The 17726-nt window shown below is 55.3% G+C and carries 18 protein-coding genes; 10 read left to right on the top strand and 8 right to left on the bottom strand.

The genetic code is table 11. From position 1 onward, the window contains the following. Positions 1 to 34: 34 nt before the first annotated feature. Positions 35 to 2353: a sodium/solute symporter gene (locus HXY31_RS07450; protein ID WP_292641496.1), complete on the top strand. Its 2319-nt coding sequence runs from the start codon at positions 35 to 37 to the stop codon at positions 2351 to 2353. Between the two features lie 117 nt (positions 2354 to 2470). Here the strand turns inward: HXY31_RS07450 and HXY31_RS07445 are convergent, their stop codons facing one another. The 4 genes from HXY31_RS07445 to HXY31_RS07430 form a co-directional block, all read right to left on the bottom strand. Beyond that, complete coding sequence (locus HXY31_RS07445; RefSeq protein WP_292641495.1) at positions 2471 to 2896, bottom strand: universal stress protein; 426 nt, start codon at positions 2894 to 2896, stop codon at positions 2471 to 2473. Between the two features lies 1 nt (position 2897). Further along, a complete protein-coding gene (locus tag HXY31_RS07440) occupies positions 2898 to 3404 on the bottom strand; it encodes a hypothetical protein (protein ID WP_292641494.1) in 507 nt (168 codons plus the stop codon). Then, positions 3405 to 5393: a sodium:solute symporter family protein gene (locus HXY31_RS07435; protein WP_292641493.1), complete on the bottom strand. Its 1989-nt coding sequence runs from the start codon at positions 5391 to 5393 to the stop codon at positions 3405 to 3407. Between the two features lie 159 nt (positions 5394 to 5552). Then, a complete protein-coding gene (locus HXY31_RS07430) occupies positions 5553 to 5705 on the bottom strand; it encodes a hypothetical protein (protein WP_292641492.1) in 153 nt (50 codons plus the stop codon). Between the two features lie 155 nt (positions 5706 to 5860). On the opposite strand from HXY31_RS07430, the gene HXY31_RS07425 reads away from it, so the two are divergent. The 6 genes from HXY31_RS07425 to HXY31_RS07400 are packed head-to-tail and all read left to right on the top strand — an operon-like array spanning position 5861 to position 11038. Next, positions 5861 to 6163, top strand: a complete 303-nt coding sequence (locus HXY31_RS07425) for an urease subunit gamma (protein WP_292641491.1) — start codon at positions 5861 to 5863, stop codon at positions 6161 to 6163. Positions 6164 to 6168: 5 nt separating this feature from the next. Continuing rightward, positions 6169 to 6531 (top strand): urease subunit beta, encoded by a 363-nt coding sequence (locus HXY31_RS07420; protein ID WP_366933090.1) that lies wholly within the window; start codon positions 6169 to 6171, stop codon positions 6529 to 6531. Further along, the gene (ureC, locus tag HXY31_RS07415; protein ID WP_292641489.1) at positions 6528 to 8240 is read left to right on the top strand and encodes an urease subunit alpha; all 1713 of its coding nucleotides are present in this window, start codon (positions 6528 to 6530) and stop codon (positions 8238 to 8240) included. The genes HXY31_RS07420 and ureC overlap by 4 nt, the downstream gene beginning before the upstream one ends. Before the next feature lie 50 nt (positions 8241 to 8290). Next, the gene (locus tag HXY31_RS07410; protein WP_292641487.1) at positions 8291 to 8545 is read left to right on the top strand and encodes a hypothetical protein; all 255 of its coding nucleotides are present in this window, start codon (positions 8291 to 8293) and stop codon (positions 8543 to 8545) included. Between the two features lie 55 nt (positions 8546 to 8600). Next, on the top strand, positions 8601 to 9776 hold the full coding sequence (locus HXY31_RS07405) for a citrate/2-methylcitrate synthase (RefSeq protein WP_292641485.1): 1176 nt from the start codon (positions 8601 to 8603) through the stop codon (positions 9774 to 9776). Positions 9777 to 9814: 38 nt separating this feature from the next. Then, positions 9815 to 11038, top strand: coding sequence for an NADP-dependent malic enzyme (locus HXY31_RS07400; protein WP_292641482.1), 1224 nt, complete (start codon positions 9815 to 9817; stop codon positions 11036 to 11038). Here the strand turns inward: HXY31_RS07400 and HXY31_RS07395 are convergent, their stop codons facing one another. Beyond that, positions 11039 to 11257, bottom strand: coding sequence for a hypothetical protein (locus HXY31_RS07395; protein WP_292641479.1), 219 nt, complete (start codon positions 11255 to 11257; stop codon positions 11039 to 11041). 232 nt (positions 11258 to 11489) lie between these two features. Here HXY31_RS07395 and HXY31_RS07390 point away from each other — a divergent pair, with 232 nt between their 5' ends. Beyond that, on the top strand, positions 11490 to 12572 hold the full coding sequence (locus tag HXY31_RS07390) for an LLM class flavin-dependent oxidoreductase (protein ID WP_292641477.1): 1083 nt from the start codon (positions 11490 to 11492) through the stop codon (positions 12570 to 12572). On the opposite strand, the gene HXY31_RS07385 is transcribed toward HXY31_RS07390, so the two are convergent. Continuing rightward, positions 12573 to 13577: a hypothetical protein gene (locus tag HXY31_RS07385; RefSeq protein WP_292641475.1), complete on the bottom strand. Its 1005-nt coding sequence runs from the start codon at positions 13575 to 13577 to the stop codon at positions 12573 to 12575. 676 nt (positions 13578 to 14253) lie between these two features. On the opposite strand from HXY31_RS07385, the gene HXY31_RS07380 reads away from it, so the two are divergent. Both HXY31_RS07380 and purN read left to right on the top strand, forming a co-directional pair. Beyond that, positions 14254 to 15060 carry a hypothetical protein gene (locus tag HXY31_RS07380; protein WP_292641474.1) on the top strand — a complete coding sequence of 269 codons (807 nt, stop codon included), beginning with the start codon at positions 14254 to 14256 and terminating at the stop codon, positions 15058 to 15060. 147 nt (positions 15061 to 15207) lie between these two features. Continuing rightward, entirely contained in the window at positions 15208 to 15825 is a 618-nt protein-coding gene (gene purN / locus HXY31_RS07375) for a phosphoribosylglycinamide formyltransferase (RefSeq protein ID WP_292641472.1), read from the top strand. Here purN and HXY31_RS07370 read toward each other — a convergent pair. Together HXY31_RS07370 and HXY31_RS07365 are read right to left on the bottom strand one after the other, a co-directional pair. Further along, positions 15820 to 16944, bottom strand: coding sequence for an MFS transporter (locus HXY31_RS07370; protein WP_292641469.1), 1125 nt, complete (start codon positions 16942 to 16944; stop codon positions 15820 to 15822). The genes purN and HXY31_RS07370 overlap by 6 nt on opposite strands. Before the next feature lie 21 nt (positions 16945 to 16965). Next, positions 16966 to 17691: a class I SAM-dependent methyltransferase gene (locus HXY31_RS07365; protein ID WP_292641467.1), complete on the bottom strand. Its 726-nt coding sequence runs from the start codon at positions 17689 to 17691 to the stop codon at positions 16966 to 16968. Between the last annotated feature and the right edge of the window lie 35 nt (positions 17692 to 17726).

The following is a 17726-nucleotide window of genomic DNA, read 5'->3' as shown; positions in this document are numbered from 1 at the left end:
AATCTTAAATATTTGCCAGCGCAAGCTCCGGAAAATGGGAATGCTCTCCGAGGGCATCGGCTATTTCGTGCTCCTTGGAGTGGGGCTTGTCATGGCCCTGGTGGTGACGCTTCTTGTCAGGGCCGAGACAAAGTGGCTCGGCACCCGCAAGACTTTCGAGTGGTTCTACACCGCCGGCAGGAACGTCAAGACCGGCCTGATTGCGACGTCTGTCGTGTCTGCGTGGACATGGGCGGCGACTCTCTTGCAGTCGTCGACTGTTGCCTACCAGTTTGGGATAAGCGGGCCCTTCTGGTACGCGGCCGGCGCGTCGATACAGGTGGTGCTCTTTGCAATCCTTGCGATAGAGCTGAAAAGGAAGGTCCCGACGTCGCACACTTTTCCAGAAGTAATCTACGCGCGCTTTGGCAGACACGCACACAAGATATTCCTGTTTTTTGCGCTCATGACAAACACCATTGTTACTGCGATGCTCGTGCTTGGAGGCGCGGCCGTTGTGAACTCGCTTACCGGCGTCAACATCTATGTCGCGGCGTTTCTAATCCCGGTGGGCGTCATCATCTACACGCTCTTTGGCGGGTTAAAGGCTACGTTCTTTGCCGACTACCTCAACACCACTTTCATCTTTGTCGTTATCCTGATTTTTGTTACAGCAGTCTACTTTGCCAGCCCGCACATCGGCGGGATAACCGGCATGTTTGACAAGCTGGCGGCGGCCAGCGCGCTCCGGCCCGTTGAAGGAAACTCGATGGGCGCGTACCTGACGATGGCCTCTGCAGGCGCGCTGGTGTTTGGGGTCATCAACATAGTCGGCAACTTTGGCACAGTGTTCGTGGACCAGGCGTACTGGCAGCGCGCAATCGCTGCAAGGCCCAGGTCTGCAATCAGCGGCTTTCTTGTAGGCGGGCTTGCCTGGTTTGCCATCCCCTTTGCCCTTGCGACCACTCTGGGCCTTGGCGCAGTCGCGGTAGGAGTCTCGCTCACACCTGAGCAGATAGGGATGGGCCTTGTCGCGCCAGCGGCGGCGTCGCAGCTCTTGGGCGACATCGGGGCGATACTGCTTCTCACGATGCTCTTTACGGCAGTCACGTCTGCAGGTTCGGCTGAGCTTGTTGCGGTGTCGTCGCTTGTCACCTACGACGTCTACAGAACCTACGTCAAGCCGTCGTCGACCGGCAGGGAGCTCCTGCGGGTGTCCCGCGTCGCAATCCTGGGCTTTGGCATAGGCATGGGGATTCTTGCCACCATGCTCCTGCAGGTGGGCGCCAGCCTGCAGTACGTCTACCTTGCGATGGGCATACTGATAGGCTCTGCAGTCGCGCCAATAACAATAGCAGTTGTCTGGAAAAAGGCCAACAAGGTCGCGGCTACTTCTGCCGCGCTCATCGGCCTTGCGCTTGGGGTCGCGGCATGGCTTGGGTCTGCAAGCGTGCTCTACGGCGAGATAACAGTGCAGTCGACCGGCCAGCAGGCGCCGCTCTTGATTGGAAATGTGACTGCGATATCTGTGGGCGCGCTCGTGTCGATACTTGGGAGCCTGGTAAAACCTGAGAACTTTAACTTTGAGGTGATGAAGCAAAAGATCCTCGTAGTCGACGACAGGATAAGGTCGATGATAGAGCACGACACGGACGAAAAGTTCCTAAAAAAGTCCGCCCAGTTCAGCTACAGGTACGCAATCGCGCTGACGCTGGTGCTCGTCGTCGTGTGGCCGCTTCCGCTGTACTTTTCCGGCTATGTCTTTTCGTCATTTGTTTACCACGTGTGGATAGGAATAGCTGTCGCCTGGGCCGCAGGCGCTGCCGGGGTCGTCATAGTGCTGCCACTCGTGGAAGCAAGGCGCGGCATTTCTGTAGTGCTCCGCAGGATAACGACCCTGAGCTTTTCAAAAGACGAGCCGGCGCCCGGCGCGGAAAGCCTGGAACACGAAAGGCGCGCCCAGTACGACTCGCGCAAGATACTAGTGGCAGTCGACGGGTCAAAGGACTCGCTGAGCGCCCTGACCTACGCAAGCTACCTCTACGACGAGCCGACTGAGGTCAAGATATTTTTGCTCAACGTCATCGAGTGGACCGACGAGAGCGACGGCTCGGTTGACGAGAGGCTGGCGTCAGAGATGGAGGAGGAGGGCAAGCGGATGCTTCGAAGCGTGATGATTCCAAAGAAGATAGGCAGGTACGAGAGGATAGTCAAGCTGGGCGACCCTGCGACAAAGATTGCCGAGACCGCGGAAAAGCTCGGCGTCGACATGATTGTGATGGGCAGGAAGGGTCTTGGCGGAAGCCACTCAGACGTGGGCCACGTGACTGCAAAGGTACTCCAGTCAACCTCAAGGCCGGTCGTGCTCCTGTAGGTTAGCCGACGTCGGCTGATTCAAGAAATAGCATAATGTTGCAGACAGTTTTGAAACAAATTAAAAAAATACGCCCTGCTGCTCGTTATCATAGAGCCGGCCCTGCGAATTTCGGCCCTACTTTACGACCAGCACCGGCACCTTTGATTTTTGCGTGACGTGGTGGGACACGCTTCCAAGGAACGCCTCCTTCAGGCCGCTCATTCCCCTTGAGCCCATCACTATCAGGTCCACGCTGTTTTTCGCGCTCTGCGAATAGTCCACGATGGCAGACGCGGGGCTCCCTTCCAGGATCTCGTACTTTAGCTGCACCCCTTTTGACTCGGCGCTTTTCTTCGAGTCTTCAAGAAAGACCTTTGCCTCTTTGAAGATCTGCTCCTTTGCGGCCCTGTCAGGCTGGTAGGCCTGGACTGCAGGGAACGGCAGCACGAACACTGCAAGTATGCTGGAGCCGCACTTTTGCGCAAGCGCTATCGCGGCTTCAAGCGCGCGCTTGGAATTCTCAGAGCCGTCCAGTGGCGCAAGGATCCTGCTAAAGTTCATCTTATTTTGTCGCCTCCGCGGCCCTTGCCTTTCCCAGGATGAGGCTCCTTGAGCGCACGGTCTTTTTGAACAGCACGAATCCAAGCGCAGTGGTGACCGACCCGAACAGGATGCTGACCAGGCTGTCCCCGCTTGCCGTCAGGGTGAACACCAGGCCCAGGCCCATCATCAAAACGCCGAGACCTGCAAAGACAGTCATCACCTGCGGCAGGCGCTGCGGCACCTGCTTTTGCGTCTTGTCCGGGATTGCGCCCGACGTCACTGCCTGGTGGCACACGTCGCAGTAGTGGCCCTGCTTCTTGCCCTGCCAGGCGGATTTCAAAAAGTAGAATTCCACCTTGCAGAGTTCGCAGCGCTGGAGGGGCAGGGTTATCCTGCCGTGGTCGTCAAAGTCCTTGCCCATCTTCAGCATGCAGTCGCGGCAGTAGTAGCCGGGTATCCGCCACATGCGGTGGAACTTGTACTTCTTGAAGCCAAGCGCCTTGCCGCAGCCAGAGCAGCCGGTCATTTACCGGCCCTCCGGCTCTGGGATGGCCTTTTGCCGGCGCGCTATCTTGGCTATTCCGTGGCGCGCCTCTATCAGAGGCAGGCCTACTATGAAGAATGTCGCGCCAGACACCCAGGCAACAGCAATCCCGACCCACAGCCCGTAGAACCCGACGTCAAACACGTATCCCGAGAAGAACAGCGGCATGGGCCATCCAACTATCAGGATGAGGGTCATGAGTCCGCCTCCCTTCAAGGAGAACCTGAACGCCTTCTTGAGCGTCTCCTCGTCCTGCTCCCGCCTGTCCATCTCTGCATGCGTCAGCTCTACAAGCGTGATCTTTCTCTGGATCTCCTTCCAGTCAAACTCTGTGCGCTTGAACATGCTGCCTATTGCCGCGATGGCGCCTCCGCTCAGTATGCCTGCGACGTTCCCGTAGAGCATGGCATAGTTGTCGCCGAGGCTCGCTATCGAGACAACGCCACCGTACTGCGGCAGAGACATCGCCGTTCCGACCCAGGCGCCGAGCGCTATGAAAAGCCCCGCTATGGCGCCTGCTGTTGCCGCGTACTTGTTTGTCCTCTTCCACGTTATCGTGAGCGCTATGGGTATGACTGCAGAGCCGATGAGCACTCCCATCGCCAGGTACACGAACCCGAGGCTGAGGCCGACTGAGAGCAGTATGACTGCAAGCCCTCCCATGCCGAGCCCGAACCCGACGATGACTGCCCGGGATATCTTCAAGAGCTGCTTGCCAGTCGCGTTCGGGTTGCGGTAGGTCCTGTAGACGTCGTAGGTTATCAGCGACGACACGGCTATCAGCTCAGCCGAGCCTGCCGACGTGACTGCCATGAACAGCATGGTCAGCACCATCACCGCGCCCACCTCTCCCATAAGCACCGACGCAGCCGCCGGCACCGTGAGGCCGAGCTGGACCTGCTCCGGCGTCAGGCTGACTCCGAGCGCGACTGCGGTCAGGCCCATCGTAGTGGCAAGCGTGAACGGGATTGCAAACCAGCACATGCCGCCAAGCAGAAATCCCTTGACAGTGGAGCTTGGCCTTGCAGCGATTGCGCGCTGCCAGTACGCCTGGTCGACGAACACCGTGCCAAAGTTGCCGACTATGTTGATGATGCCAAATATCAGGCCGCCAAGCGACGCCATCGTGAGGTACGCGCCAGCCGCGTTGCCCTCAACAGGCTTTATGGCCGCGGCCTCGACCAGCTTGTCGTACATCCCTTGCACGCCGCCCGTGACCGGGCTGATAAAGTAGACAGTCGACACGAAGGTCAGAATCACCACGAATATGATGATAGTGTGCATATAGTCTGCCACAAAGGTCGCCTTGAGCCCGCCGACGAGCGTGTAGATCATGACGCCTATTGGTATCAGAAAAGCCGCGATAGAGATGTTCATGCCTGTCAGGCCGTTGACCACCGCGGCTCCTCCAAGAAGAAGCATCGCAGTCACTATCATGTTTGTCATGAGCGCAAACACGAGGAACACCCTGTGCGCGCTGTCGCCAAACCTCGCGCGGATTATTTCCAAAAACGTGTGCGCGTTTGGAGCCTTCCTCTTCAGCTCTATCGCAAGGATGCCGAACAGCAGCACCTGTATCGACGCGCCGGCCGCGTACCAGAAGGGCCCGCTTACCCCGTACTGGTATGCGACAGTCGACGACTGCAATAAAGTCGCCGCCCATGTCCACGCAGAGACTATGGCGGCCGCAGTCAGCCCTGTCTTTATCACCCTGCCGGCGGTGTTGAACCACTCTGACGTCTTTGTGACTCCAAGGAACTTTTCCTCGACCTTGATTTCAAGCGATATGACCACGGCAAAAACAGCGCCGAGGCCGACCACTATGAACCAGCCTATGGACTCATCGAGGACCTCCCCTATCCTGAATTCTCCCGTTATTGCGCCTGCAGCACTTGCGTTCTGGGCGCTGCCCATCGCAAGTATTGCAGCAACTGCAAATAACGACAGACCTACCAGTTGCAGCCTTCTCATGGCTGTTGAGAATATTATGATTTACTTATCGGTTTGAGCAGCTATTTTCCTTATTAGCTTGATTTTGTAAACTAAATCCAGCCGACGTCGGCTAAATCGAAAAAACTTTGCGAAAGGCCGGGGCCAGACCTGGCCGGCTTTTTCACTTTTTTTCAAAAACTAGACTCGGCACCATTTCCTGTGCGACTCGATAAGGTAGGGCTTGTCTGTCGCAAGGAGCTCGCCGCACTTGTCGCAGCGCAGGACCCAGTTGTCATCGCGAGTATTTTCATCAAACATTATTATTTTGATGAATTTCCGTAAGCGGTTCATTAAGTGAGATATCCCAAACGAGTTTATATGCACCGGGTATGCGCTGCGGTGCAGTGCGCCCGGATCCGCCGGCCACTTTACAAAATTTGCGATATATGCCGTAGTTTACACATTTTGTACTCAACCATAAATACGGCGCACCGCAACTATGCGCCATGATGCTTGCTCCACGCGAGATAGACAAGCTGTACGTTTTCATGGCAGCCGAAGTCGCGCGCAGAAGGCGCGCAAGGGGCCTGAAGCTGAACTACACGGAGGCAGTCGCGCTCATCTCCGACCACATAGTCGAAGGCGCCCGGGACGGCAGGTCGGTATCTGAGCTGATGAGCTCCGGCAAACACGTGCTGACAAGAAACGACGTGCTTCCCGGCGTGCCTGAGCTGATAAAGCACGTGCAGGTAGAGGCGACCTTTGAGGACGGGACAAAACTCGTTACCGTCCACAGCCCCATAGCGTGATAGAGTTGATACCCGGCGAGTATTTCATATCTGACAGGCCAGTCGTCGCAAACGCCGGCAGGAAAACTGTCAAAATGCAGGTGAGCAACACGGGCAACAGGCCGATACAGGTCGGCTCGCACGCCCACTTTTTTGAGGTGAACAAGGCGCTTTTGTTTCCAAGGGAAAAGGCGTACGGCTTTCACCTGAACATTCCTTCCGGCACGTCGCTCCGCTTTGAGCCGGGCGACACGCGCCAAGTGGAGCTTGTCGAATACGCCGGCAAAAAAATGGTGTACGGCTTTAGCGGCCTTGTGAACGGCAAATTGTCTGCCCGGAAAAAGCAGGCGCTTGCAAAGGCAAAAGCGCGGGGGTTCTCCGGCGCATGACGCTAGAGATACCTAGAAGGCAGTACGTCGACCTTTACGGGCCGACTGCCGGCGACAAAATAAGGCTTGCAGACACGGACATCATAATCGAGGTCGAGAAGGACCTGCTCTTGCCCGGCGACGAGCTGGTGTTTGGCGGGGGCAAGAGCGTCAGGGATGGCATGGGCCAGGCAAGCGGCGTGCCGAGCAGGGGCGCGCTTGACATGGTCATAACAAACGCGATAGTGTTTGATCCGGTTTTGGGGATAGTCAAGGCAGACATCGGCATCAAAAACGGCAGGATTGCCGGCGTCGGAAAGGCGGGCAACCCAAACGTGATGGACAAGGTGGACATGGTGGTGTCTGCAAGCACCGAGGTGGTCGCAGGCGAGCACACGATATGCACGCCCGGCACAATCGACACCCACATCCATTTCATATCGCCGCAGCAGGCAATCGAGGCAATCTGCGCCGGGACGACCACGATGATAGGCGGCGGGACGGGGCCGGCAGACGGCACCAACGCGACAACCTGCACGCCGGGTCCCTGGAACATACACAGGATGCTTGAAGCGCTTGAGGAGTTGCCGCTTAATTTCGGCCTGCTTGGCAAGGGCAACGACTCGCTCGAGCCTGCCCTCATGGAGCAGATAGCAGAGGGCGCGTGCGGCCTGAAGCTTCACGAGGACTGGGGCACAACGCCGGCAACAATCGACGCGGCGCTTCGCGTCGCGGACAAGACAGACACGCAGGTTGCAATCCACACGGACACCTTGAACGAGTGCGGCTTTGTAGACGACACGATAGAGGCGATAGCGGGGCGGGCAATCCACACCTACCACACGGAAGGCGCCGGCGGCGGACACGCGCCGGACATCATGAAGATCGCCGGCGAAAAGAACATCCTGCCGTCGTCGACAAACCCGACGCGGCCGTTTACAGTAAACACGCTTGAAGAGCACCTTGACATGATGATGGTCTGCCACCACCTGAGCCCCGGCATACCGGAGGATGTGGCTTTTGCCGAGTCGCGAATAAGGGCTGAAACGATAGCCGCCGAAGACGTGCTGCACGACATAGGCGCCCTCTCGATGTACTCGTCTGACAGCCAGGCGATGGGGAGGATAGGCGAGGTCACGACGAGGGCTTGGCAGACTGCCGACAAGATGAAAAAGATGGCCGGCAGGCTCAAAGAGGAAAAGGGCGACAACGACAACCTGCGCGCCAAGCGCTACCTTGCCAAGCTTACGATAAACCCTGCGATAACGCACGGCATCGCCGACCACGTCGGGTCGCTTGAAAAGGGCAAGGTGGCCGACATTATAGTCTGGACGCCGCAGTTTTTCGGGATAAAGCCCAAACTTGTGATAAAGGGCGGATTCATCGCGTACGCGCTGATGGGCGACCCAAACGCCTCGATACCGACGCCCGAGCCGGTCTACTACAGGCCGATGTTCGGGGCGATGGGCTCTGCAAAATACTCCACGTCGTTTACATTCACGTCGAAACTGGCGATAAGGCGCGGGCTTGGAAAAAAGCTTGGGTTGAAGAAAAAGCTCCTGCCGGTCCAGAAGTGCCGCAGGATAGGCAAGCGCAACATGGTGTACAACGACCTTGCACCGAAGATAGAGATAGACCCCGAGACCTACGTCGTCAAAGTCGACGGCAAGGTGGCGACGACGGAGCCGGCCACAAAGCTGTCGCTTGCGAGGCTGTACAACCTCTTTTAGCGGGCGGTGGCACGTGAATATTTATATATTTAGTAATTAGATAAAATGGCATGCCTCCTGTAACTAACCAGAAAGAAGTGGAAGCCGTCGCCAAAAAGGCCATCGAGACGCTGTACGGTCCTAGCTTCAAGGACCTGAAAGTAAGGGTGCTTTTGCCGTATCCAAACGAGCACAAGCGCACGGGCTGGGACGCAAACGTCACGTTCCTGCTGGGCGGCCTGCAGTACACGGTGGACCTCCTGATAAACGAGAAGGACGGCCAGGTGACAAACGCAAGGCTCATCGACACGATGACGCCCCTCTGATTTTTTGGCCGGCCGGCAGTAGGTTTAATATAATAATTAGCGCAAGCTCGTCCGGATGGACGCTCGGAACATCGGCCTCCGCAACATCGAAGTCGCAGACACGAGGATCTGCTCAATCGACGGCGAGAACGGCAAGCTCATCTACCGCGGGTTTGACATCCTCGACCTCGTAAACCATTCCACTTTTGAAGAGACGTCGTACCTCCTGCTTTTTGGCGAGCTGCCAAACGCAGAGCAGCTCGCAGACTTTGGCCGCCGCCTCCGCGAGGCGCGCAACCTTCCCGAGCCCATCATAAAGAACCTGAAGAACAGGCCCAAGAGGGCGCAGCCTATGGACGTTTTGCAGTCGTGCGTGGCCGAGCTTGCAGACTATGACCTGAACATAGAGGACATGAGCAAGGAGGCGCACGTCAGGCGCGCGATTTCGCTCATCGCCAAGATTCCGGCAATTGTCGCGGCGTGGAACCGCATAAGGTCGGGCCAGCACGTCGTCGACCCGATGGAGGAAGGCTCGCACGCGACGAACTTTTTGTACATGCTGCGCGGCGTCGAGCCATCGACTGACGAGGCAAAGGTGATGGACATCTGCTTCATACTGCACGCAGAGCACAGCTTTAACGCGTCGACTTTTGCTGCAAGAGAAATATCGTCAACCCGCGCGTCGATGTACGCGGCAGTCAGCGGCGCTGTTGGAGCATTATCCGGCGAGCTCCACGGCGGCGCAAACGTGCAGGTAATGAAGATGCTCCTGGAGATAGGCGACCCTGCAAACGTGGAAAAGTGGGTCGCGCAGCGCCTGTCGTCTGGCGGCAGGATAATGGGCATGGGGCACGCCGTCTACAGGACGACGGACCCGAGGGCCGACATACTGTCGAGGCTCTCAAGGGCGATATCGAAGGAGAAGAACAACAAGTGGTACGAGATGACAGAGAGGGCCGAGCGGGCGACCAAAAAGTGGATGCTGGAAAACAAGAAGCAGGCGATCTATCCAAACGTCGACCTCTACAGCGCCTCGATATACTACAGCATGGGGCTTCCGCTCGACCTCAACACGCCGATATTTGCAGTTTCAAGGATCGCAGGATGGTCGGCGCACATCATTGAAGAAAAGTTTGCAGAGGCAGCGCCCAAGCCGGCGCTCTACCGGCCAAAGGCCGTGTACATCGGCAGGTATTGCGGCCCGATGGGCTGCGAGTACGTGCCCCTTGCCGAGCGCAATTCGAAAAGCTGATAAGAAGACGGCAATTGTAAAGGGCGGACAGGAAAGGCATGGAAACCCTCAGGGAAGGCCCAAAAGGCAGGCGTTGGGCCAAAAAGGAAAAGCCCAACTTAGGCAAGGAGGCGCTGGAGCTCCACAAAAAGCTCAGGGGCAAGATAGAGATAAGGAGCAAATTTCCCATTAAAGACACCCACGACATAAGCATCGCTTACACGCCCGGCGTTGCAGAGGTGTGCAGGGCGATACACGCCGACAGGGAGAAGGCGTTTGAATACACGTCAAAGTGGAACAACATTGCCATTGTCACGGACGGCACGAGGACCCTGGGCCTTGGCAAGCTCGGCGCAGAAGCCGCATTGCCAGTGATGGAAGGCAAGGCGCTTTTGTACAAGCAGTTTGGAAACGTCGACGCATTTCCAATCTGCCTTGCGACGACTGACATCGAAGAGATTATCGCAACCGTAAAGAACATCGCGCCTGTTTTTGGCGGGCTCAACATAGAGGACATCGAGACGCCAAAGGTGCTCGAGATTGTCGAGAGGCTGGACGCCGAGCTTGACATTCCTGTATTCCATGACGACCAACACGGCACAGCTGTTGTAACATTGGCAGCTCTTCTGAACGCCATGAGGCTAACAAAAAGAGAGCCCGAGTCGACAAGCGTGGTGGTCGCCGGCGCGGGCTCTGCCGGCTATGGCATTGTCAAGATACTCAAGGAAGTGGGCGTGCAGGACATCACGGTGACCGACTCGCAGGGCGTGATATCCAAGGCCCGCGACCTGACGACGATGAACAAGTACAAGCTAGAGCTTGCAGAGATGACAGACCGGGACGGCTCGAAAGGGAGCCTCTCGAGCCTTGCCGACGCGGTGAAGGGCAGGGACGTGTTTGTCGGCGTGTCAGGGATAAAGGGCCTGCTAAGTGCAGAGATGGTCTCTTCAATGAACAAGGACTCGATAGTGCTGCCGCTCACAAACCCTGACCCCGAGATACACCCGAGGCTTGCCGCAAAGTCGGGCGCAAAGGTGATAGCGACTGGCAGCTACAAGTTTGAGAACAGGGCCAACAACGCGCTCGTCTTCCCGTTCACGATGCGCGCTATTTTGGATAATAGAGTGCGCACGATAAACCAGCGCCTGCTCGTCGCCGTTGCAAACGCGCTTGCAGATCTGGTGCCCAAAAACAGCCTGACGCCGTTTAACATCCTTCCCGACGTAATGGACAAGAGGATACAGCCGGCAGTGACTGCAGCGGTCAAGTCGGTAGCAAAGTAGTCATGCTGTGCGGGCTTTGAGCCACTCTTTGGCCCTCTTTTCTGCCACGTGCTTTTTGAGGATTATCAGGGCCATCTCGTAAAAGGTCACGCCGTTTCTGCGCGCCTGCATGTCTATCCACTTCAAGCCTTCGGCAAGCTCCGAGTCGCTCTCGGCGCTCATCACCATCTCGTCTACCATCTTCATGAACTGCTCGTCGTCGGCTTCAGTGATGGACATGCGGGCAAGTCGCGCATTTGCGCTTTTACTGCGCTATTCAAGCACACTTGACAGATTGCGTATATTATGTTGACAAGGCTTTTTTCGCTGCAAATCGCAAGAAGCAGGCAGAAAACCGCAGGATGCCTCGAAAAACCGAACCATCCTTCAAATACTTAAATAAGCCCCCTCTTTGACTTGTATCCTAAATGAATTGCGTGATTGAGACTTCAAGTTTGGGGGCTATTTTCTCATGAGAATAAAATTTGGTTTCACGCAGGGCCTCAACGTCGCAAGGCTCGGGCTTGACGAGACGCAGATAATGACTGCCGCCCAGATGGCCGACAGGCTGGACTATGACTCAATATGGGCCATGGACCACTCGAACGTGCCGCAGTGGAAGAACGCGGTGGTAAACGACGCGTGGCTTATGCTGGCTGCGCTTGGCGCCGTCACGAGAAACGTCGAGCTTGGGACGTGCGTGACCGACGCTATCAGGCGCCACCCGTCTGCAATAGCGCTTTCCACCATCACCTTGGACAGGATAACAAACGGCAGGGGCATCCTTGGCATCGGGGCCGGCGAGGCGCAAAACGTCGTCGACTTTGGTATCGAGTTTTCAAAGCCCGTGACAAAGTTCAAGGAGCAGCTTGAAGTGATTGAAAAGCTGTTCGAGTCCGACCCGGATCACAAGGTAAACTACAACGGCCAGTACTACAAGCTGATAAACGCCTGCCTGCAGGCAAAGGCGATAAGAAAGCCAAGGCCGCCCGTGTATATTGCAGCAGGCGCGCCAAAGACTCTGGAGCTGTGCGCGACATACGGCGACGGCTGGATCCCTATTGGCTACACGCCAGAACTTTTCAAGGCGCATGCAAACATCATAAAAGACCACGCAAAGAGGCTTGGCCGCGACCTGACAAACTTCCAGTTTGCAAACGACGTGGACATCTACTTCTCTGAAGACGGCGAGGAGGCCTGGAACAAGATGAAAAACGCAGTCAAGGTCAGTTTATACAAGCCGGAACTTTTGAAGGTGCACAACATCACCGGCGACTCGGAGTTTGACTTCCGCAAGTACTTCACCGAATACACGATGGACAAGCCAGAGCTGATGGAGCAGATGAAAAAGGCGGCGCTTCAGATACCTGACAGCGTTGCAAGGACTGCTATAGGCGTCGGCTCGCCTGACGACGTGATAGAGATGCTGGAGCGCTTCATCAAGGCAGGCACCAACCACTTTATCATCAGGTTCTGGGGCGACGGCTACTTCAAGAACATCGAGATGTTCGGCAAGAAGGTCATACCCTACTTCCGGGACCAGAGGAAAAAGTAGCTAGGAGAACGCGTCGAGCGACATCGCTCGGCCCTTTGCCTTTTCTACAGGCTCTGCGTCAAAGCCCATCTTTTTTAATGACACCGCGAATTCTTCTGCAAAGCCGTGGAAGGTGTAGACCTTGTCCGGCGAACATGCCTTTACCGCTTGTACAAGCTCTGCATAGTCGCAGTGGTCGCTCATCGGAAGCGCGTAATCAAGGCCCATGCGGTACGGGTACCTTGGGTCTACTGCCCAGCCCGAGAACCCGATTGTGACTGCGCCGTACTTTTCCTTCATGTCTTTTACAAACGAGCTCCTGCCTGACATGAGAGGAGCTATCATCACCCAGGGCCGGCGCTTTGAGAGCAGGCCCTTTTCCTCGGCCTCTGTGTGCGTGACTGCGTCTTTCAAGTCAATGCCAAGGTCCGAATACACGCTGTTCATCTTTGCGACAGAGTCGTGCACAAACACCGGGTCCCAGTGGCCGAACATACTTGTCAATAATTGTGCCTTGCCAAGCGCGTAGCCCATCAACACGACGGGGATTCCCATGCCGTACATTTCAGATATTATCCTGTTCACCTTGTGCGTTATTTCGTCAGTGGCTGGAAAAGAGTAGCCGGGCCTGCCAAACGTCGACTCTATGATAAGCGTCTTTGCCCTTGGCATCTTTGCCGGCTTTAGAAACTCGCGCGCCCTGGTCGAGAGGTCGCCGGTGTAATAGACGCCGTCGCCGGTGAGAAGGCCGCGGGAACCAAGGATGTGGCCCGTGTCGACGAGCTGGAATCCGTCGTATTCGTTCCCTTCAATCTCGTAGCCCCGGGCAGAGGCAAGCATTGCAGTCTCTTTCGACGCTATCAGCTTTGACTTGCTGTTGCCCTTTCTGTGCAGGTGGTCGACGTGGGCGTGCGACACGAAAGCATAGTCGCAGCCGTTGGGCGTCGACGGGTCAAGCGCTATCGTGGTGCCGTCCTTCTGGCGGACGGTTATCCCTGACTTTTCATGCGAAACGCTTGCCTGCAATCCCGAGCTATCGGGTAAAGCATAGTGTTACTATTTTAACTTTCTTAAAATAAGTTTCTAGGATAGCGATGGGCGATTGAGTCGCGCCTACCGCTATCCTGCAAGAATTAGAGCTGGTTGTTGTTTCTGCTGCCCGCCAGTACCGCCAATCCTGCCAATAACAACCCTCCTAATATCAGCCAATGTGGTGCATCGTGAACTAGGTGACCCAATGGGTCAGTAGAGGGGTCTCTCTCATCCCAGTGTACTTTGTAGTATCCTTGATAGACTTTGACGTGAATGCCCCTGCCGTCTTGCAGTCCTACTCCATAGTCAGCGAGCTGTCCATCATTGTCTGCATGCCGCGTGCCAAACCCTGACTTTGACGGATGCGGGACCATCCATCCTTCTATACGCAAGTCCTGATGTTTGGGCAGAGGAGCTACCATACTGATCACTTCCGACCAGGTGTACTGTTTGCTTACCGTTGGTATATACAGAGTCATAGTTTTGATTTCCTGATGATTTTTGTCATCACCATACCATTTCCGAATCCTGCCTAATAAGGCAGGATTTTATCAACCCCGATACCACTAGCAAGTTAATCGGTTAACGCGGCTACCTCGTAAAAATTAATTTTCCATCACTTTATTAACCACCATTCAACTTCTTAACTTCAGGTTAAGCGACGATGTCTGTGACGAAAGACGAGGATCCCACACATGACCTTCTTACATTGATAAACTACATCAAACCACTTGTAAATGCCAATGATGATGGCTTGTCTCATCAGGAACTTGCGAGAAAAGCTGATGTAAGTGAGGCGATGGTGAGCAAGATCAGAAAAAAGCTACTTGCAATCTGTGATATCGAGCACTATTCACTACAAGGGCGTAAATTCAGACTCAAATATTCATTCGATACCGGTTTCTCTTTGCTAATTGGTTTTGTATTAGACTCTAATCTTAACTTCTTTGTCAAAAGCAGGTACTTCCGTTACGCTGTTCTAAAGATCGACTTTCATGAACTGATATGTAAGAAATTCCAGACTTATGGAACCTTTTTCACGCCTGAAGATACGAGACTTCTTGTAAAGATTATTGTAGAAAATATTCAGATTACTCCTGAGACTAAATGGAAATTTATCAAAGCGAAAAACGAACAGCATCTCCTGAAGCTCTTGATGGAAGATCTTCATACAAATGTCCCGGTCATTGTTAGCCGATGGAAGCTTACGATAAAATCTGAAGAGGAACTTTTGAGAATAGTGGATCTGCGTAGGAAACTGCAGTCAATGGTAAAACAAGTTGTCGCCAGTTTGATAGAAAATATGTTGCCAGTACAATTTCTAAAGAAAAGAAATGATCCAAAATATAGCACCTACATGGAGGCTTACCGTTACCTTGCCGACCATTACATAGATCGTATTTTCAATTCTGTCAATGGCATCATTAGAAAATCATGTCCCCCGGAAGTGAAATATAAAAATGAATATGATAGTTAGCTAAAGGCTCTTTGAATCTTCTACTTATTTATGATCGTCAAGGTACGCTTTGAAGGTTGAACGATGCTTGTGATAATCATATCTGGATTTGAACACGTACATTTAGCTAGTGACATTTAAGAACGGGCACACGAACATCAGTACCGTTTGATAAATCTGGGTATCCTCATTTCCGGCCGGGGAAGCAACATGGACGCGATTCTGGCCGGAGTAAAGTCAGGCATCATCCCAAACGTCAGGCCGTGCATAGTAATCTCAAACAAGCCCGACGCGGCAGGACTCGAGACTGCGTCAAAAAAGTACGGCGTGCCCACAAAGGTCGTCCCGGCAGACGGCCTGAAGGGCTGGGACTATGACAAAAAGCTGGCCGCAGCACTTGAAGACGCGCGGGTCACGCCCGAAGAGGGACTGGTGTGCCTTGCCGGTTTCATGCGCATAATGAGCCCCGAGTTTGTCCGCCACTACAGGATGCGTATCCTGAACATCCACCCCGCGCTCCTGCCGTCGTTTCCGGGCCTGCACGCGCAAAAGCAGGCAGTCGACTATGGCGTCAAAGTATCTGGCTGCACAGTGCATTTCGTGGACGACGGAGTCGACTCGGGCCCGGTGATATTGCAAAAGACGGTCCCGGTCAGAGACGACGACACCGAAGAGACGCTCTCGGCAAGGATCCTCGAAAAGGAGCACGAGGCGTACCCCGAGGCGGTCAAGCTGTTCGCGCAAGGGCGGTTGAAAGTAGAGGGCCGCAAAGTCCGGATACTATGAGCTCTTTTTCATCGCAATAGCGCTTGCAAGCGCCGCCCCGATTATAAAGAACGCAAGGTAGGGGCTGCTGGGCCCAAACGCGTCCGACGAAAGGCCGACTGCAATCGGGCCTGCTGTCCACCCCGCCCCGAAAAGCGCGCCGTAAATCCCGAGCCTTGAGCCCATCTTTTCCACCGGCGCGTCCCTTGTCACAAGGTTGAAGGTGACAGGGTAGAAAATGCTTGTGCCTACCCCGATGAGCATGAGCGCGACTGCAAACGACAGGACCGACGAGAACGCAAACGAGATAGCCATTCCAGCAGCTGTCATCACCACTGCCATCGCAAGGGCCATCCTGCCGTGAGGCGCTATCTTTTGGACAAGGGGCAGGAACGCAAACCTTGCCGCGCCGAAGGCAAAGAAGATTATCTCGATGTTCTGGTCAGAAATCGCCGCGTCCTTCATGTACGCCGGGATTATTGCAAGCGTGACTCCAAACGTGACTGCGTAATAAAGAATCGACGCGCTCAGCACCGGCTTTGATGAAAACTCCTTCTTGATGTCGCCAAGCGACGCTGTCTGCATGTGGCTCGCCTCGCCCTTGACCGGCCGGCCGTGCCTTACCAGCAACAGCGCCGGCACTATTGCAAGCGAGATGCCGATTGCAGACAGCTGGAAGAGGACGCGGTAGTCAAAGTAGTCTAGTATCAGCTTGCCAAGGAGCGGTCCGGTCATGAACCCTGCAATCCAGGTCGCTATGAATATCGATATCCACTTGACCCGCCTCTCAAGCGGGGTGTTTGTGGACACGAGCACTTCAGAGGACGGCCAAAAGACCGCGTGCGCCACGCCTGCAAGACCGCGCAATGCTATAGTCTCGGGGACTGTCTGCGCCTGCGATAGCATGAATATGGCGACTATGTTGAGCGCGACGCCGGCGGAAAGCAGGAACGCCTTGTTGGTCCTGTCAAGCATCGCGCCCACGAAAAACGGCACGAGCATGTACGGCAGAAAGTTTGCCATGCCAATCACTCCCACCTGGGAAAAGTCCGCGCCAAGCTCCTGCCTTGCAAACACGGGCACTATGGGCGAGTGCATGCCGTACGCAAAGCCGACGATGCCGGCGCACGCGGCTATCAATATGATGGCTTTCATAACAGGTCATTTGTAGGCGGCTACCATGACTGCGCCGCCCATCATGCCCTTGTCAAACACGACCTGCGAGAATTTCTCCTTCAGCATGGCCTCAAGCTCGGAGTTTTTCGGCCAGCGCAGGAACGTGCCGTAAAGCGTCTTGAATTTCAACCCTACTTTGCCTGCGGCAAAATACGCCGAGATCCCAAGGAAATACTTCAAGTATACAGACACGACCCAGCGCGCAAAGGAATTGTCAGGCTTGCCAAGGTCGACTATAATCAGCCGGCCGCCGGCCTTGAGCACGCGGTGCATCTCTGATATCGCCTGCCTGAGGTCTATTGCGTCTCTCAGCGAGTAGCCGCACATCACGGCGTCAAACGCGCCGTCCCTAAAAGGCAGATGCTCAAATATCCCGGACGAGAGCGCCGGGTGCTTTTCGCCCCAGACGTTGCGCACGTTTGCAAGCATCTCCGGGATGGGGTCGTACATCACTATCCTGGCGTCGCCTCCTGCGGCCTCAAGCGCAAGCCGGGACATGTTGCCAAACCCCGAGCCGGCGTCCAGAACTATATTGCCGGCAACAACGCGGCCGGCTATCGCATGCCTCCTGTACTCCTCGTCCTTGCCAAGCGAGATGACGCGGTTTACCTTGTCGTAGACGGGCACCACCGTGCGCAGCACCTCGATTACCTCAGGCCAGTATCTGTCGCCAAGCCCGGACAAGACAGGAGCACCGGAGCAGTCAGTCATTATTGTATCCTTCGGCGGTCCTGGCTTTGTAAAAA

This window comes from Nitrososphaera sp. (assembly GCF_013388945.1).
Lineage (GTDB): Archaea > Thermoproteota > Nitrososphaeria > Nitrososphaerales > Nitrososphaeraceae > Nitrososphaera.
The sequence above is the reverse complement of the archived record's forward strand: the minus strand, read 5'-3'. Positions and strand labels throughout refer to the sequence as shown.

Coding starts and splice junctions, on each gene's coding strand:
- HXY31_RS07450 (WP_292641496.1), top strand. CDS start 35: ATGGGAATGCTCTCCGAGGGCATCGGCTATTTCGTGCTCCTTGGAGTG.
- HXY31_RS07445 (WP_292641495.1), bottom strand. CDS start 2,896: ATGAACTTTAGCAGGATCCTTGCGCCACTGGACGGCTCTGAGAATTCC.
- HXY31_RS07440 (WP_292641494.1), bottom strand. CDS start 3,404: ATGACCGGCTGCTCTGGCTGCGGCAAGGCGCTTGGCTTCAAGAAGTAC.
- HXY31_RS07435 (WP_292641493.1), bottom strand. CDS start 5,393: ATGAGAAGGCTGCAACTGGTAGGTCTGTCGTTATTTGCAGTTGCTGCA.
- HXY31_RS07430 (WP_292641492.1), bottom strand. CDS start 5,705: ATGAACCGCTTACGGAAATTCATCAAAATAATAATGTTTGATGAAAAT.
- HXY31_RS07425 (WP_292641491.1), top strand. CDS start 5,861: ATGATGCTTGCTCCACGCGAGATAGACAAGCTGTACGTTTTCATGGCA.
- ureC (WP_292641489.1), top strand. CDS start 6,528: ATGACGCTAGAGATACCTAGAAGGCAGTACGTCGACCTTTACGGGCCG.
- HXY31_RS07410 (WP_292641487.1), top strand. CDS start 8,291: ATGCCTCCTGTAACTAACCAGAAAGAAGTGGAAGCCGTCGCCAAAAAG.
- HXY31_RS07405 (WP_292641485.1), top strand. CDS start 8,601: ATGGACGCTCGGAACATCGGCCTCCGCAACATCGAAGTCGCAGACACG.
- HXY31_RS07400 (WP_292641482.1), top strand. CDS start 9,815: ATGGAAACCCTCAGGGAAGGCCCAAAAGGCAGGCGTTGGGCCAAAAAG.
- HXY31_RS07395 (WP_292641479.1), bottom strand. CDS start 11,257: ATGTCCATCACTGAAGCCGACGACGAGCAGTTCATGAAGATGGTAGAC.
- HXY31_RS07390 (WP_292641477.1), top strand. CDS start 11,490: ATGAGAATAAAATTTGGTTTCACGCAGGGCCTCAACGTCGCAAGGCTC.
- HXY31_RS07365 (WP_292641467.1), bottom strand. CDS start 17,691: ATGACTGACTGCTCCGGTGCTCCTGTCTTGTCCGGGCTTGGCGACAGA.